We start from the raw sequence: 16708 nt of genomic DNA on the forward strand, positions 1-16708 counted from the left end.
AACATTGTGCTCGTCCTGCCAATTTATACTTAGTTAGCGGCGTTCATACACTCTTGTTCCGTTAAGTAGGCTTCAATAATTTTTTCTGCAGACAAATCAATATCGGCGACAGAGGTATGACAGCTCAAGACAGAAAATAACATGGTTTTCAGCCCTTTATATCCTGATGTTGACGGGTATAACGTGCCTTCTTCTTGCAACCTATGGACCACACGCGCGGTAAGTTCATTACGATACTCGTCATCGCCATGACCAAACTGGGCTGAGAATCGGTTAGACACCACATCGTTGAGAATGGTAATCCCATCTATGTCTGCCAGTGTGCTCGCCATACGTTTTGCTAAATCGGTACAGTGGTCAATATGCTCAACGATTCCTTCCTTGCCAAGTGATTTAAACGCCGCGTAAACCGGCACACCACGAGCACGTCGAGACGCAGAAATACCAAAATTAATCGCATTACGATCAGGTTTGTCCATCGCGTCATTCAAGTAATCACCCATATTGCTGCCGCCCATTGCTTTGGACAACGCCGCCGCATCTTTTACGACAATCATGCCGCTGTCATAAGGCATGTTGAACCACTTATGCCCATCGGTATCAATAGAATCTGCTCGTTCAATACCCGCGAGTAAGTGTTTTTGTTTATCGCTTGCTGCCGCCCATAAACCAATCGCGCCATCAACATGTAGCCAAGCGTTACCGTGCGCTTCTACTGCATCAGCCAGTTCATTAAACGGGTCAAAGGCACCAGAATCAATGCATCCCGCTTGTGCACAGACAAGGGTTGGCCCTGCTAGTGACCCAATAGCTTCCGTGAGATTATCTGGAATAATCCGCAAGTTATCATCCGTCGGCACTGTGATAATGGTTTCCAAACCAATGCCAATCATAGAAAGCGCGCGTTTGATGGTAGAGTGAATTTGGTCGCTCACGACCACATTGATCCTTGGCGCATCAAAAAGACCTTGTGTCGCCACATCCCAGCCTGCTCGTTCAAGCAAGGTATTTCGAGCCGTAATTAATCCAGTATAAATGGCTTCTTGTGCACCAGAAGTAAAGCCTACCGCGGTGTCTTGGCTTAACCCCAGTAACTCAACCATCCAGTCGGCTGCTGTTTCTTCAACTACTGACATTGCTGGGCTCGACACGTAGTAAGGCACATTTTGATCCCATGCGCTTACTAACCAATCTGCAGCGAGTGATGCTGGAAATGAACTGCCGATCGCATAGCCAAAGAAGCGAGCACCGCCTGACGCGATAAGTCCTGCATCAACATTCTTCACCATGTCATCGATGACTTGTGATGGGTCAGTCGGTTTTAATGGCAAACGTCCACCAATTGCCGTCCGTAATGCTTGTGAACTCGTCCCTTTATCTACCGGTCTGTCTGCCAAAGACTCTAAGTAAGAAACCGAATGTTTTAGCGATTGCTCAAGTGGTGAACGATATTCATTAAAGCGATGTGTCATGATAATTTCTCTCTTTGCGTTGTGTGTCTTCATAATATGGAATTCAACGTGAGGAAAATTGTCATTTCGTGCCACCAGCTCAATCTTATCTTCTATCCCGACTAACGCCCGCTTTAGCGCTCTTTTGACACCGATATTGGGAAGGCGTCATGGCCATTTTCCGTTTGAAAAATCGAGTAAAATTAGCAGAGTCACCATACCCCATATTCGCGGCGATCGCCGTTATGGATAAGCAAGAGTTGAGCAACAGATCTTGTGCACGCTCAAGAACGATTTCTTCAATAACATCACGGTATGTCAGGCCCACGGCATGCAGACGTCTTTGAATGGTTCGGGTATGTAAGCATAAAATCCTTGATGCTTGTGACAACGGCAGCTTACCCATACGTACATAAGGTTGCAGTGACTGTTTAAAGGCAGGAACAAACTGAATGGGTATTGGACGGAGTACTTGCGCGGCATGGTTCGAAGGATAGCGATGTAGCAAGGCGTCGGTATTCAGAATAGACGCATCTAAACGGATGCCTGTTACAGAGCGATGCGTAAAAAATTGGATATGAGCCAGCTGTGGACAGGTAATAAAGGATTCCATGTCTGAGGTTCTTAATGTCACGTATGTATTCCAATGGCGACGTCCGGATAACGCTGATACCAACTCATTCATAAAGATGACTGAGAACACTTCCGCATATTTAAACCAATCTTCACACACGCCCTCTTTATCACGAACAAACCAGTCATCCCCATTAAAGTGCGTGAGGGATAGTCGAGCACCGCTTGAGTGGTCACTAATGATTTCATTAAATTGTTCCAGCGCCGACCTAACCGTCTTCGGCCCATATTGGCTTAGCTGCGCGATCACGCTGGGGATATAGCGCGTCTTACAAGCGTGTTGTATAGCTATGATGAACGCTTGCGGCGAGCAACTTTCTCCAAAGACCCTAATAAGACGACGTAGTGTCGCTTCAGGTAAGAAATCTTGATGGCATTGTTGAACATCCAATGGAGCGCTGATACTTGCAATCAGAGCGTGAATGTCAGGATTTTGCTCCTTATAAAGCTCCCCTAAATCGTGCAAACTATCAGCTCTAATAAGAGGAATACCGTGAGTAACGCGCGTCATACCACCTCTCTATCTACTGTGGCTCATAGCCGTGAAATTCATTAAAGTTTTACTGCCTATAATCACTACTGACAGCAACTTAGACCAAAACCTGGCAGTAAACTTGTCATTTCACGACAATACAACATTTAGCTTTATAGTCAGCGATAGACGAGCGGAAAAATGACACCAATGTGACAGCGTCACTGAACTCGTTGTTATACGAGGAACATGCCTTAGTCGAACGATTCGATACCTAACCCATTTCTCAATGCGAACTGAACCAACTCGGTGTGATTATCTAGGTCTAAAATATCAAGCATCCGATATTTGTGTGACTCAATCGTTCGGGAACTTAAAAATAGTTTTTCAGCACACTGTTTTGCCGTATAGCCTTGCGATAATAGTGCCAGTACCGTGCACTGTTTCTTACTCAGCAGTAGCAGTTTTTCACTTTCGTCAATAACAGAACTATCATCCAAACTAAGGTTTTTGGTTATTGTCGCGTGTTGCCAAAAGCAAAGCCACATGTCGGACAGTAATTTTAAACGTTTAAAATTCTCTTCGCTGAGTGGCGGCTCATCCACACTAAATCGCGAAAATGCCAGCGCCCCCCACGTCTGACCAAACAACTCTAAACGAATAATCCCGTGCCAGCACGCCCCTTCTCGGTAGAGTTCTTTTATCGGATCTAACGGGTGATTTTCAAGCGCTTCACTATCAAAGATCTGCCACGGTTGTTTTGAGCGCAAAATCCTTAGGTAATCCTTATAATTTCCTTTCAAAAATCGCTGCTTATCTAACTTTGGTATCCCTTTCCTTGATACTGAAATGGTCTTTCCATCGTTTAATAAAATCATTGAGTTTGGAAAAACGGTCAGCCTGTCGAGTTTAAACCACTCCAACGCATCCTCAACAATGCCTACAAAATTGTCTAAAAAGTCGTTAGGTCTACTGGCGGTAAGTCTATTTGATTGGTTCATCATCAAGGCTTCAAAATTTGTTATCATGATTCTGACCATCTCTGAGAAAGTTATAATGAAGGAGCTAAAGTGCGAACCGCATTTTACAACGATGTATTAACATCCATATACACTCGTATAACTATCGGTTTTAATTAAAAATTAGTCTTTCAATGGTACAGTGTCAATGCGCTTTACTTGAATAGAAGAAAACGCTATCGCTCCCAACGAAAAAAGGCCAGTAGCAGAGCTACTGGCAAAAGGTTCATAATGAAACGTCAAAGACAAAAAAGTTACAGACTTACGTTTGCACGTAAAAACAATTTATCGTCATCTTCAGAGGCAAATTTGTAATCCGTCACAAATTCTAAATGCTCATTCAAACGATAAGATGCCCCCAAAGTAAACCAATCATCTTCCATGTATGAACGGCTTGACTCGGTAAAGTTATACTCTTCAGCGTTGTAGGTTGAAGAGATAGATAGATTCATGGTCGCTTGATAGGCAATGCCTAACGCATAGCCTTTGGTTTCTTCGTTATTCGCGCTGATGGCCTCTACGTCAGCAAAATCATACTTAACCGCAAAGTTAAACTTATCCAACACGGCAACCGCACCTACCGTATACACCTTCTCTGAACGATCTTGTGCTGCCGTCGAGTTCTCACCTTTTGAAATATCAATGTAAGTACCACCAATCACAACTGGGCCTACCGTTGTCGAGCCACCAACAGCCCAGGCGTCATTCGAATGCTCCCATGCGGCACCGATATCGAAATTCTCTCCGAAGTAGTGATGGTTTAACTGCTCGTCGGTACATGTAGCTTCGTCCGCTTCAGCACCAATCCCGTGCTCTTTGGAAATATCACCAAAACCGAGATAGACGTCTGCAATACCACACTGTTTACCAAATGTTGTTACGCCAGCTACTGAATTCACTCCAAAGACAAAACGATCGACGTAGTTAACTGGCTCTACTTTCTTATCATATCCAGCCCACTCATAACGCGCTTCACCACCAATCAAAAGCGAAAAGGAGTCCGTCACCGCGTAGCTTAAGTCGGCACCAACTTTAAACATATAACCATGGGCGAAGTTACTGTTATTTTGATCATCAAACAGTACATTGCCACCTAATTCAGCACCAGAATATGCAACACCTGACAATTTATCATTCTCGATAAAATCGTAAAGATTATTAGGCTTGTCAGCAGTAGAAGAAAGTTCAGAAATATTGGCTGCTGAAGACTGTTCAGTAACAATGCCTGCATCGTTAGTTTCTGCAATAGTAGGAGCGGAAAGAATCATCGCAATCGCGACGGCTAGCTTTTTCATAGTAATATCCCAATAAATTGTAATCGCTGTTGTGACGGTGCCTGACGGCTTGTTTTCTGGTGCCAATACTGACCTGTTTCGCGATTTACCAATACGGTAATATTACTGAATCTAATTTCTCCCCTCTGATTCATGTCACAATTTTATGTGCTTAAGAAGTGATCACCTTTTATTTCACGCTCAATTATTCCCCCTATGAACCAGCCCTAATCTTTATCAACTACCTCTATCAACTGCGTTTATTTTCTGCCTTTTATGACGGCTATCATACAGCCCGAGCGCGCTATTAGATTTAAATAGAAACATAGAAAGCCGTTCGAAATAACGACTATTCCGATACAGATATAGAGAAGCGAAGATTATGGAAATATACACTTATCAAGATGAGCTGGCGACGTTTCGAGTGACGCAAGAAAAAGAAATTGAAGTCAATGGCGAATATGAATGGCGCCTAGACGTAGAACCAAAGTGTACGTTACCAGCGGGCACTAAGTTTGTTATCACTGTCCAGCCTTATCAGCATCAATTGTCTGATGAATATTTACAATGTTACGACTACTGGAAACCCAGCTACCTCTATGCATTAGCTGATGAAGAAAGCCTAGAAATTGACGTTGCTATTCACAAAGTCAAAACAGAATTTAGCCACATTCATCGCTGGAACGACTCATCTCGCGAAGCGCACATCTCGCTCATTGACGAATTTCAAACAGGACAAGCATTTTTTGTTCAATTCGGAGGTGTCGACCGTCTCTATCTTAAAGGTGATGCAGCGCCTACTCGAATTGGTATTCGCGCCTTTAACGACGACGTATGTCGCATAGAAAAAACCTTTGATATGACGCTCGGCGGCTCTAACAGCACACGTCGCTTAGCGGTTTTCCCAGACATCACATTAACACCTGCTGCTGCAAAAGAGCTGTCACTGGTTGCGCCGACTATCGCCCAGCAAGGAGAAGCCTTCAAACTGTCTATGTTGGCAGTGGACCGTTTTGAAAACCCAATAAAAAACTATACTTGCTCTCCACTGACGGTTGTTTTCACCAACCTAGACAACGATGAACAGACCCGTATTGCCAATGTAGAATATGGCGACGTAACCTGCGAACTTAAACAAGGTCGTTACCTTGCCACTATTGAAGGTACCGACCTTCATGTCGCCCCTGCCGTTATTAAAGTCGTTGAGAAAGTGGAGCACAATATCTACTGGGGCGACACACATACACACTCTAACCTAACCGCCAACATTCGTGATAATGATTGTGGGGCTTACCCACGTAACGCATACGCTTACGCCAAAGAAGTGGCTCGATTAGACTTTGTAGGGCTGTCAGAACAAACCTTTACGTTCAATGAAGACCGAACCGTCAACATTGATAAAGCCACATGGAAAACCATTGGTGAAGAGTGTGACAAGTTTAATCAAGACGGTGAGTTTGTGACTTTCTGTGGTTTTGAACTGCATGGTCGTCGTGGTGATACCGTTGCACTATTTAAACATTCGTTATTGGAAGAGAAGTACCCCGATCGTGATGTCACCATCATTCACGATATATGGGATATCTATAAAGGCCGTGAATTCATTACCATTCCGCACCTGCACCGTTTTTGTAATGGTCGCAGTCCAAAGCACGTCGACAACCAAGATGCAAAATTCGAGAAAGGCTTCGACCTCGCCAACTGGGAAGCGAGTAGCGAAGATGAAACGATGATCGAAGTCTATTCCGCGCAATGGGGGCGTTTTGAGTATGCGAAAAACCCAATGCTCCACAAAGCCCGTAACAATGTAAAAGATAATACCGTCGTCGACTTCTTAAACCGAGGTAAAAAATTCGGGTTTGTCTCCAATAGTGATGGTCACGATGGTAATCCCGGTTATGGCGGTATTACGGGAGTGATAGCCAAGCAGCAAACCCGCGCTGACATATTTGACTCGATGAAAGCGCGCCACACCATTGCTACCACACATCCCCGTATGTTCTTAGATCTTAAAATAGACAAGACGACAATCGGTAATGATGCGCCAAAGGCAGACACTCATCATTTAACCATTGAAGCCATCACGCCAGACCCTATGTCAAAAGTAGAATTAGTCGTAAATGGCGAAGTATTAGAAAAATGGGCGGTAAACGGACATAAGTTCACCGCCGATCTGAAAGCTTGCGCATTAGGTTCTAACGCCTCGTATGTTTATCTACGCGTATTCCAAAAAGACCGCAACATTGGTTGGACAAGCCCAATTTGGCTCACTTAATACCCATTATGGTTTCACTCAGTAAACGTTAAAAAAGTAAGCGTCCGTGGCGCTTACTTTTTCGTAATGAGAGGCAATAAAGCAACGCTAGATAAATCGCTGATAAATTTGATTCACCGATGTAGTAAAGGTTTCGACTTCTGAGGGGGCGGGTTTGGCCATCAAACCATACCTTTGTAGCACTTCAATCAGTTTCCAAGGGGTAACGGTTTCACTACCAACAATTTCAGCATGCCCTGCATGGACGGTTATTGGCTGACCTTGCGTCGAACTGTCCACCATAGATTTAGTTTGCTCGACGAGTGAGAACACGTAATCATCTTGAATACACTGTCCCTTGGCATCTTGAGTTCGGCATGTGTTTAGCTCATCAGTTTTAATAATGAGGTGACGGTCGAGTTGCGGTATCAATTCACCAGGCGTTTCAATAAAGTCCGCCTGTGGTGGGATGTCGAGATATTTGGCGCCAGTCACTGCGTAGCAAATCGCATCCACTACCCCGAGAGACGCGATTCTTAACCAATTTATGCCGCAATGCGATGCGGCTTCGATGCCTTTAAATGGCGCCGATATCGTGGCGATCTCTATGGAAGCGTGAGTGATTTTTTTACCATCATTGCGCTGACTAGTAGCAGCTCGCCTAGTAATTAATCCACCTTGGCTATGACCTAAAACAGTAAGTTGTTGCTCGCCTAATACGGGGCTCAGTGTATTAACCGCTTCGATAAGCCTACCAGCGACATCATCTAGCCTGCGTCTATCATCATATTCAAAGCATGCCGCCTGTTGCCCTAATTGCCCATAAACTTCCGACAGTGCTTTAAACTGCCCTTCAGACGCAAGACAACCATGAACAATTAGCACTAAGGGTTCATTATTATTGATGTGTAGAGACTGGTTTGAAGTACCACACGAGCGCACGGTTTTGTCTGGAAACAGCGTCGACAAGTCAACCGTCTCGGCTTGAATACTTGAACTCATGCCAACGGCTATTGCAGTGCTAGTCACCAAACTACGCCACATTCCCATTCCCCACTCCTTGGGTTATTTTCAGTTAATCATTACACTCTCTTAACTCAGTGTCCAAAATAGCTGTTGCGGCTCGATTTGCATCTCTTATCAATCTTTACTTTTCAAATAACGCTTAAGTGGCGGCCAGATCATCACAATGGCAGTAACTAGAGTGATTGTTCCGGAAATTGCCCAAAAGGTAAGATTCATTTGTTCTTTTGTTAATGCCATTATTGTAGCTATAGAGCTGGCGGGGACGAGCAAAGCAGCCACGAGGGATACCAACAACAAAACCGTATTGGATGACTCATCTTTCTCTTGCTTCCATAAAGCATGGTTATGCTCGAGCTCAACGAATGCTTTCTGTTCTATCAACTCCAAATCTGCCTGGCAACACAGATATTGATACAGCCTTTCGGCAAAAGGGTAAGTAGAAACATGAGACATTTTATACGACCGTCTAAACAAAGATATCCGCTCGTATAGCTTAGCTCTTTGCTTGTTAGGGCTTAGAATCATCTCATCTTTAAAACGGCCGAGCGTTGTTCTTTGGCAAATGACCGCGGCTAGCAAATCAAGGTAATAATGGTTAGTCGACAGGTTCCAGTTAAGTGATGACTCCCCTGGAGTTTGATCTACGAAAACAAGGCGATTGAGATTGAACTGACAACGCCAATCAGACCAATAGTGGAATTGGTTCTCAACAAGTCGCTGTGTTTCAGTTTCAGAAAGCTTATACCTTGGATTCGAAAAATTGATCCCAGCACTAAGTTCACTCACACAAATAGCGTTAGATTGCTCAAAGTTATTCACCTGCTTAACCCAAGAGCAGCTAACAAGTTCATGGCCAAAAGCATCTTCCTCATAGTGACTGTTATTGCCTAGAGGAAGACCTAACAAGTCACCAATGTGCTGTTTTAGTCCTTTCTGTTGTTGTTCTGAGTCTTCCCATAAACAAACGTTATGCCTTTCCGTTCTGGGCTCCCACTGAAAAACCGTCCTATTGAGCTCTGAAATATTCGCTGCACTTAGGCTCTCGGTAGATTCAAAATGTAAATAAAGCAGACTCACTTCACCCATTTGAAGAAGCTGTAGCTTGGTGATACACACCGAAAACGAGTGATTAAGCGATTGTTGATTGCGAGCCAAAGAAAACAACGGGCGATCATTCGCTTTAGCTTCAAACACGTAACGACCTTGTTTCATTGGCCGTAACAAATCAGCACTAGCACGGGTATAAAAACGTCTTATGTCCTTGATTTCATGATCTTGTAGCTCTTCGCTCCAATGCTTCCAATTACCCGATCTCACGATATCTAAGAATGATTTCTTTGAGATAAAGAGTGGTAAAAAGCCCCACCCCTGCCATTTGTACTCTGCCATTAAACTTCAACTGCCTGTATCTTGGGTAAATTGTTGCTAATTCGAGCTATTGAATAGCGTTCTGCAAGCTCACGTATGTGCTCTATATGCTCAACTGATAGCGTATTTTCAATATAAGCACTTAATTTAGAATAAGGTCTGTCATCTCTAGGAATCGTCATATACGAGTCACATAACTCGGTATACTCTCTCAAGCTAGATGCGTCACTTCGTAAGTTTTCTTCCAACAAACAGTACCGAATCGTCAAGCCAGATATATTTGATAACTTACCCCAGGCTTTCAGACCAATAGGCTTGGCAGGCAAACCTTGAGTCCCACACATGAGGATGGCCTTTTGTCCTGATTCTAAACCTTTCGATAACCAATCAAGATTTGCCCGCGTAATATTGACAACAGGGAGGCCGAACTCATCAAGGGTGACTTGTCCATCGCCAAAAGAAACCTTTTGCCTTTGGTGAAACTCGTTTAGCTTCTCTATGATGTTTTCATCATCTAATGCTGTAATTGTCGACAGTATTTCTTCTAAGTCATAATCAACGCAGGTTTCTCCGAATGCCACAATCGCTCTTTGAGGCCTATTTTTGCCGACTAAAAAGACCCGTGTTTGAAGGTAACCAGATGAGTATCCAATAATCTCATCAAAGGATAAGGCTTCATCGGTAATACCAAGTGCTCTTTTCGAACTCACCTTTGATAAGTCCAAGCCTTTAAGATTAACTAATTGACACTCTTCTAAGATATGGTTCGAGCTAATCTTACGTGTGAAGTCACTAGACCTAAGCTTGTCTACTTCGGTGTAAGGCAATCTGTACGCTTCTTTCGGCAACAGTTGTTCTGAGACAGCACAATAGCGATAAGCACGTTGCACCGTACGAATCGGCACGCCATGTTCAAGTGTTTCTTCACCCAACGCTGTTAGTTTAAATCGTCCACTAGTAAAAGTAACAAAGGAACGGGCTGCCATTTCACTTAAATGCTTAGTGACCAGCTTGTCTGCTAAGCCAGTCAAAGTTACGATAGATTTAACAGAACTGATACCTTGCTCTATCAACTTGAAGATCATTAAATCTATGTCACTTAGCTCCTCCCTACTTCGCTCTTTTACCAATATTTTTACATTTAGAATGGGTAACAGACTGTCTCGAACATAAAAGAGCGTTTCATCCGACCCAATCTGAGAATTTAGTACTTCAGCGTAACTCTTCAAGACATTGAAGTAAGGATTACTATTTGTTTTCTTTCTAGCCATTTTCACTTACCAACATTGTTTTAGAGCTACGGTTGTGAGTCGTTTTACGTTTGTTTTGAGCTTGTGGTCGCTGAACAACCTTTTCGTTCGGTAGAAAACGACTCGCTTGGATTAGTGCCCCTTTTTCATAGCACTGACTCTTAAGCAGCACCATCGCTTTCTTGAATTCCACATCGTGTGCACTTTCTCGGTCTGCACCTTTCGTTAATGTTTGAGAATCACCGATCATAACAAGCTGTTTCTTCGCTCTTGTTTGAGCAACATTGAGTCGGCGCCAATCCGAAAGGAAGCCGACCTTACCTTGCCGATTCGAGCGCGTGAATGTAAATATGATCAAGTCTCGCTCTTGACCTTGGAAGCTATCTACAGAAGCAACAAGTTCATTCAATGGCATCTTGAGTTCGAGTAGCTCACCACGCCTTTGTGCTCTGCGTATTGCATTCTGGATGGCTTTTACATGATTTGCGTAAGGAACAATCACCCCTATCTCTCGATTCTCAGCGAGTTCTGGCATCTCCTGAATTGAAGACTTAAGAAGCTCGACAACCAGATTCGTCTCACAAACGTTGTCTTGTACCACCGCTCTACCCTCTTCCGAGGTCGACTTTTCACCTTTACTTTCTAACCAAGTCGTATCTACCCAAATCATTGGCTGTGGGCAGTATGAAAGTAGTGGCTTTTTCTTATCCATACCAACACCAGCGAAATAGTTGCCCTCATAGAACGCTTCTGAGACAAAATCACTAATAATGGACGGACAGCGGAACTGTGTATCCAGCATTATTTTTCGATCATCTGGCGCTGCATTCCATAGATGCTCAAACCAACTGAAACGATAAAGGTCTTTGTAATCACCGAAGTCTTTGGCTTCGACCTCTTCCAATACTTCATCACTGACAACAGGAGGTAACTGTTTATGATCCCCTACCAAAATGGCTTTATTCGCACGGGACAAAGGGACAATCAAGTTGTGTAATTGTATTTGGCCGGACTCATCAACAATCACTACATCAAAATCGAGTTCTCTAAACAACGCCTTGGTATTAATCCCTATGCAGGTAGCACCAACTACGTTTACGTTTTCGATTAAGATCTTATACAACACCTGTTGGCGCTCAGTTTTTAGCTTATTAAACCACTTCGTGAGGTTGGCATGAATCCCCGAAACTTTAGTCAACAGCTCATCCAATTGAACCAGTTCTAATTTCGTTACCCTCTCCTCAGATTGTCCCGGAAGCACCACCTCATCAACTAGGGAAGTAACTTTTTTAAAGTAACCATCAATCTCTTGATTACAGCTTTCAACAAGCTGCTGAGCTTCATTGATGGACTTTTCAGTGTTAACGATAGAGGCCATCGTCGTAGTTCGTGACTCACTAAGCTTCCCGGATTTTATATGAGTGTTTTTTATACGGCGATTGACTAAATTGGTCTTTTTGGAATTCAGCCATCGAGAGACAGATTTAAATATAGGCCACTCTTTTTGCCCAATTTCCTTTAACTGAACATTTAACCGACGAATCTCACTATCGTGAGAAAGAATATCCGACTCTATTTCAGCCAACTCCGCATGTAAGCTTTTCTGTCTGTTTATATGATGAATTTGGTTACTTTGGGCTATATCTAAATTATCTATTTTCGAAATAATTTCATTTCTACTGGCAAGTAGTTCATGGATATAAGTGAGTTGGGACTCTAGGTTATTCAGCGTCTCATCAGCTGAACTGAACATACGCGCTTGCAATTCAGCAGCTTTGTTATCGAGTGTAATATCTTCCAAGCAAGAGCTTATTTTGTTTTCGTTGCCGATTCGCAAACATTCAAAATCATCCTCTTCAGCCAAACGTTCTAAAACATTGTCTACCGCTTTGTTGTTTTGTGATGTAACAAGAACACGCTTTCCTCGAGCTGCGAAGTATTTAACCCATTGAAGAATAACCGTTGTTTTACCCGTGCCCGGAGGTCCAAGAACCAAAGTGTAATCATCACTACCAGCACCACTATCAATCGCCTTTACTTGCGACGGGGTTGGAGGGAACTTACTTGGGGGCAATGGCACTTTAACTGGGGTAAGAGGCGCATGTTGATACACGTTAGCGGCTAAAGGTAGCAACCATGGATTCTTTGATGACTCAGACTCTAAAGAGTCTACAACCGAATTTCTTACTTTCTTTAACGTCGGCAGCGCTGCAATAGCCAAAAGCGCTTGATCAGGTATTTGTGAATTTAACGCTTGTTTCTCAATGCTAACGTGAATGATAGGTTCATTCTCTACAGGCGTAAGATCTGCCACCTCTAATAATATGTCTGTTGGCTCTCGCATTTCGTCGAGCATTTCGAGCAATGTTGGTTGTACTTCAAGTAAGCGTGAATAATCAAATTCATCTAACGTCATTTCATAGTGAAGGCGGTAAGTTGTACGCTCACTTCGAGCACTGATAGAGGTTGCATTAAAAGGCATACACTGCTGCGCAGCCACTCTTTCTAACTCATATTCAGAATCAATGAAACAGCGCAGCACATCGACCATTTCTTGCTCTTCGTCGCAAAGCGCCTCCTCTTCTGTTTGTTCTGGCTCGAGCTCTTCACCCTCCACATTCCATGGAGATTTGATCGCATTGAGTAACTCTGTTGCGTACAAACCAGACCTAAACCTTAAGTCGCGTGCTTCCAATCCATTGCCAAATTCGCGCCCAGTCAAAAACTCAATGCCATCAAATTCCAGCAAAGCCCCACGTTCCAGCATACGCTGACGATCTTGGTTGTTAGCGTAATAGATACGGCTCACCCAAAGCCTAGGTTTCTCTTCACTCTTGGCAACATTGATTGTGATTTTATATTTACCAATAAGTAAGGTGACGATGACGGTATCTTTTGGCTTAAAAGAAGAAGCCCAAGCTTTGTTCGCCGACTTTATTTGACTTATGACCGTCTCTAGTCTCTCACCATTGTCAGGCCAGTTTTTATCCAAATAATTGTTTTCTAAACGATACAGTAGAGGAAGAACGGAACCATATTTAGCTGCTTTATCTTCTGGCCAAAAAGGAACGGATTGATTATATGCTGACATTACAATTACCTCTTACCATTGAGTTGCTTCGAAGCCTCTTGTAAGGCTTTCACGATAGTAAATACTTGTTTACTGCGCTTACCGGAGTCGAACGCTAGCCCCTGCAGCAATGCATCATGTAGCTTTCGGGGGATAGAAGTAGGTAAAGTAATGTTCAATTCATCCCAACCTGAATTATCAAAGTTAGGCTGAAGTAGCAATGGTTGGCCCGTCAACAAATAGTGGACGAGCTGGCAGAATGAAAAAATGTCAGACGACTGAGTCAGACTCACGTGTCTCACAAATTCTTGTTCTGGGGAGCGGTAGTGTGCGGTCCCTTCTTCAAGGTAACGCTTTTGATTAGATAAACCAAAGTCAATAAAGCTGACCCCTGCCACATTCTGATTTTTGTCGCTGTGCACAATGATATTTTCTGGTTTGAGGTCTCGATGAGTTACACGATAGCGATGAAGTTCAACCAGCTTCCAACCAATTTTCTCAGCCAAGCGTAGGCGTTGCGCTAACTCTCTGCGATTGTCTGGTGCGACCGTTATAAGCTCATTAAGAGGCTTACCTTCAACCCAGTCCATGAGAAGATAGTGTTTGTTTCCCTCTTGCCAATATTGATGGCACTTAGCTGCTACACCAAAAGGCAAACGGTTCAGAGCAACAATCTCATTTCTGATCGCTTTACTAGCCTTTAGATCCTCTACCTCAATCTCTTTTAAACCATAATACAAACCAAGCTGTGGCAATTTAACACGATAAAAGGCACGTTTCGTCGCTTCGCACTGATAGATTACCTTTTCCTTGGGATACTGTTTGGCATAGCCACTTGTCGTCATTTCCATGTCTTTAAGACCTCTATCACTTGCTCTATTGTTGGGCGGTATTTAGGTGTCACGTGTAGGATTCGCTGCCAAAACTCAGCATATTGCCCAGATAGTTCTAATTTTTGGCACAGCTGTTTCCAAAATGCTGGGCGACGCCCCTTACTGACTAATTCTTTAGTCGATTGCTCAAACGGTAGCTCCCCACTCAACGAAAAAAACACAACGAGTCCAAGACTAAAAACATCGGAAGCAAACGTAAGAGACTGACCGGGTTCACTCACTTCTGGCGCTTGGTACTTCTGCTCGAACGTTCTTCTGGCATTAAGAGGTAGCGTCGCAACCATTTCTTGCTGGCATAGCTCAAAGTTTATCAACATAGGCTCGTTTCGCTCGGTGACACGAATGTTTGATAAGTTAATGGCTCGGTGAATAATCTCGGGTTCACCCACGCTCTGAATCTGTTGAATGGTTTCTGCTAATTCGATCAGTAGGTTTAGTTTTTCTTCTGTGGTTGGGTTTGTACTAAGCCAGTATTCAAGTGTTGCAGCAGGTGCTTTTTCAACGAATACGTAAAACTTGTCTTCGACCAACTCCTTATCTTGATAGCGTTGAACACCATCTACTCGAGTTAAGCGCTTTAGAACCAGGGCCTCTCGCCCCAAACTCTTAAGCTCACTTTGACGGTGTACGGCACTTAAGTGATCCAAATTAAAGCACTTAGCCCAAACCTGCTCGTTAAAGAGAACGGCGTTATAAACGGTAAAGTAGTCTGTTGATTCTGACTCGACCGCTTCAAGCTCTACTTCATAGTCTCCAACGGTAATTGCGTCTTGAGACTGTGCAACAACAGATGTCGTCAGCTCTTGAACGAGTTGGTTTATTTCCGATTCAAGCAAACGCCGTTTCGGCTTTTTACCGAATCGAGAGCGACAGAATTTAACAAGTAGCGAAGATACCTGCTCGGTTTGTGCAACCATGACTTCGCCCATTTCCATAAAAGGAGCAGCAACCGTTTGACCGTCATACATGCACTCAACATTGGCGTTACGACTCGTAAATAGTACTAAGCCAGTGTTTTTTAATTCTGGCAGCAACGCCTTTAGCTCCGGTAGGTCCCCAAACCTTCTTAATGCTTCTCTGAGTTTGGTGACTGGGTTCGAGAGATACGTACGCCCTAAGTCGTTATCAACCAGCAAGCTGTTTCTTTTATTCGTGCACATATCAACGGCGATGTTGCCGTGATGATCTTTCAATTCAAGTGGGATAACACCAAACGGATAAACGAGCAATCCATCAAACAAGCGGGATGAGTTTTCACTCAAGATTGGCGGACAAGCAACAATTCTAAAACCTTCAAATAGCGGTTGTGTGAAAAGTTGAGTTGCTAACTCAGCTAACCCTCTACGCTCGTGAAATCGCTCTTCTTGGGCTCCGACAAACGGATTGTATGGCCAGTCATTTACTACAAAAGAGTGCGTGTTTGCCATAGGAAAAATGAGTGCAGACCAGTCTTGGTCAACAACCGCCGGGAGCAGCTTTTTTTGAAGCTGGCCGCTGCTTAGCGCATCGGAGGTTAATTTAAGCTCGCACATCCTTTGGCTGCTTAAACCGTCACTGGTTAGAATGTACTTCGAGATGCCATCATTCTGAAGGTTGACGTGATGCACGATGGGCACTACTTCACTACCAACAACAGAAATAGGTTGTGATTCAAAACCGTAAGATTCGGCTCTTGTAACACTCTTCCCAACTCGATAAAGCCGAATATTTCCTACCCAATACAACTCAAAGTGTTCTTCCTTCTGCGTGATGATTCCAAAAGTAGATTGAACCCCATTTTTGTAAAAGAGTTGATGCAGATCTTCTATTATTTGCTCCGCGACAAACAGATCATTGGTTTGATTGACGGTTAACCAACTACTTAGCAGGTCTATACCCCTAGCAACATCGCAACCTGACACCATATCCGCGATGAGCGCTTGACGTCCTGATTGATGGATCCAAGTAAAGTCACCAATATTGTCTTTACCGGACACGTCCTTAAACTGTAATTCCATA

The 16708-nt window shown here is 43.6% G+C and carries 11 protein-coding genes; 1 reads left to right on the forward strand and 10 read right to left on the reverse strand.

What is annotated here, in order from left to right:
* Positions 1 to 29: 29 nt before the first annotated feature.
* The 4 genes from L4D74_RS07065 to L4D74_RS07080 all read right to left on the reverse strand — a co-directional run bounded on the left by L4D74_RS07065 (position 30) and on the right by L4D74_RS07080 (position 4870).
* Complete coding sequence (locus L4D74_RS07065; protein WP_428751423.1) at positions 30 to 1472, reverse strand: pyridoxal phosphate-dependent decarboxylase family protein; 1443 nt, start codon at positions 1470 to 1472, stop codon at positions 30 to 32.
* A gap of 85 nt (positions 1473 to 1557) precedes the next feature.
* A complete protein-coding gene (locus L4D74_RS07070) occupies positions 1558 to 2595 on the reverse strand; it encodes a helix-turn-helix transcriptional regulator (protein WP_428751424.1) in 1038 nt (345 codons plus the stop codon).
* Positions 2596 to 2810: 215 nt separating this feature from the next.
* A complete protein-coding gene (locus L4D74_RS07075; RefSeq protein WP_428751425.1) occupies positions 2811 to 3584 on the reverse strand; it encodes a helix-turn-helix transcriptional regulator in 774 nt (257 codons plus the stop codon).
* 245 nt (positions 3585 to 3829) lie between these two features.
* Positions 3830 to 4870, reverse strand: a complete 1041-nt coding sequence (locus L4D74_RS07080) for a hypothetical protein (RefSeq protein WP_428751426.1) — start codon at positions 4868 to 4870, stop codon at positions 3830 to 3832.
* Between the two features lie 361 nt (positions 4871 to 5231).
* On the opposite strand from L4D74_RS07080, the gene L4D74_RS07085 reads away from it, so the two are divergent.
* Positions 5232 to 7124, forward strand: coding sequence for a DUF3604 domain-containing protein (locus L4D74_RS07085; RefSeq protein ID WP_428751427.1), 1893 nt, complete (start codon positions 5232 to 5234; stop codon positions 7122 to 7124).
* Between the two features lie 87 nt (positions 7125 to 7211).
* Here L4D74_RS07085 and L4D74_RS07090 read toward each other — a convergent pair whose 3' ends face one another.
* From L4D74_RS07090 to L4D74_RS07115, 6 genes are all read right to left on the reverse strand, one after another.
* Positions 7212 to 8153, reverse strand: a complete 942-nt coding sequence (locus L4D74_RS07090) for an esterase/lipase family protein (RefSeq protein ID WP_428751428.1) — start codon at positions 8151 to 8153, stop codon at positions 7212 to 7214.
* 90 nt (positions 8154 to 8243) lie between these two features.
* Positions 8244 to 9518, reverse strand: a complete 1275-nt coding sequence (locus L4D74_RS07095) for a hypothetical protein (protein WP_428751429.1) — start codon at positions 9516 to 9518, stop codon at positions 8244 to 8246.
* Positions 9518 to 10768: a hypothetical protein gene (locus L4D74_RS07100; protein ID WP_428751430.1), complete on the reverse strand. Its 1251-nt coding sequence runs from the start codon at positions 10766 to 10768 to the stop codon at positions 9518 to 9520. The genes L4D74_RS07095 and L4D74_RS07100 overlap by 1 nt, the downstream gene beginning before the upstream one ends.
* Positions 10761 to 13838, reverse strand: coding sequence for a DEAD/DEAH box helicase (locus tag L4D74_RS07105; protein ID WP_428751431.1), 3078 nt, complete (start codon positions 13836 to 13838; stop codon positions 10761 to 10763). The genes L4D74_RS07100 and L4D74_RS07105 overlap by 8 nt, the downstream gene beginning before the upstream one ends.
* 5 nt (positions 13839 to 13843) lie before the next feature.
* On the reverse strand, positions 13844 to 14668 hold the full coding sequence (locus tag L4D74_RS07110; RefSeq protein WP_428751432.1) for a serine/threonine protein kinase: 825 nt from the start codon (positions 14666 to 14668) through the stop codon (positions 13844 to 13846).
* Entirely contained in the window at positions 14659 to 16707 is a 2049-nt protein-coding gene (locus tag L4D74_RS07115) for a protein kinase domain-containing protein (protein WP_428751433.1), read from the reverse strand. Before L4D74_RS07115 ends, L4D74_RS07110 begins: the two co-directional genes overlap by 10 nt.
* Position 16708: the final 1 nt, after the last annotated feature.

This window comes from Vibrio cionasavignyae (assembly GCF_050337155.1).
GTDB lineage: Bacteria > Pseudomonadota > Gammaproteobacteria > Enterobacterales > Vibrionaceae > Vibrio > Vibrio nomapromontoriensis.

Excerpts from the sequence above, each read along its gene's own strand:
- L4D74_RS07065 (WP_428751423.1), bottom strand. The coding sequence starts at position 1,472 with ATGACACATCGCTTTAATGAATATCGTTCACCACTTGAGCAATCGCTA.
- L4D74_RS07070 (WP_428751424.1), bottom strand. The coding sequence starts at position 2,595 with ATGACGCGCGTTACTCACGGTATTCCTCTTATTAGAGCTGATAGTTTG.
- L4D74_RS07075 (WP_428751425.1), bottom strand. The coding sequence starts at position 3,584 with ATGATAACAAATTTTGAAGCCTTGATGATGAACCAATCAAATAGACTT.
- L4D74_RS07080 (WP_428751426.1), bottom strand. The coding sequence starts at position 4,870 with ATGAAAAAGCTAGCCGTCGCGATTGCGATGATTCTTTCCGCTCCTACT.
- L4D74_RS07085 (WP_428751427.1), top strand. The coding sequence starts at position 5,232 with ATGGAAATATACACTTATCAAGATGAGCTGGCGACGTTTCGAGTGACG.
- L4D74_RS07090 (WP_428751428.1), bottom strand. The coding sequence starts at position 8,153 with ATGGGAATGTGGCGTAGTTTGGTGACTAGCACTGCAATAGCCGTTGGC.
- L4D74_RS07095 (WP_428751429.1), bottom strand. The coding sequence starts at position 9,518 with ATGGCAGAGTACAAATGGCAGGGGTGGGGCTTTTTACCACTCTTTATC.
- L4D74_RS07100 (WP_428751430.1), bottom strand. The coding sequence starts at position 10,768 with ATGGCTAGAAAGAAAACAAATAGTAATCCTTACTTCAATGTCTTGAAG.
- L4D74_RS07105 (WP_428751431.1), bottom strand. The coding sequence starts at position 13,838 with ATGTCAGCATATAATCAATCCGTTCCTTTTTGGCCAGAAGATAAAGCA.
- L4D74_RS07110 (WP_428751432.1), bottom strand. The coding sequence starts at position 14,668 with ATGGAAATGACGACAAGTGGCTATGCCAAACAGTATCCCAAGGAAAAG.
- L4D74_RS07115 (WP_428751433.1), bottom strand. The coding sequence starts at position 16,707 with ATGGAATTACAGTTTAAGGACGTGTCCGGTAAAGACAATATTGGTGAC.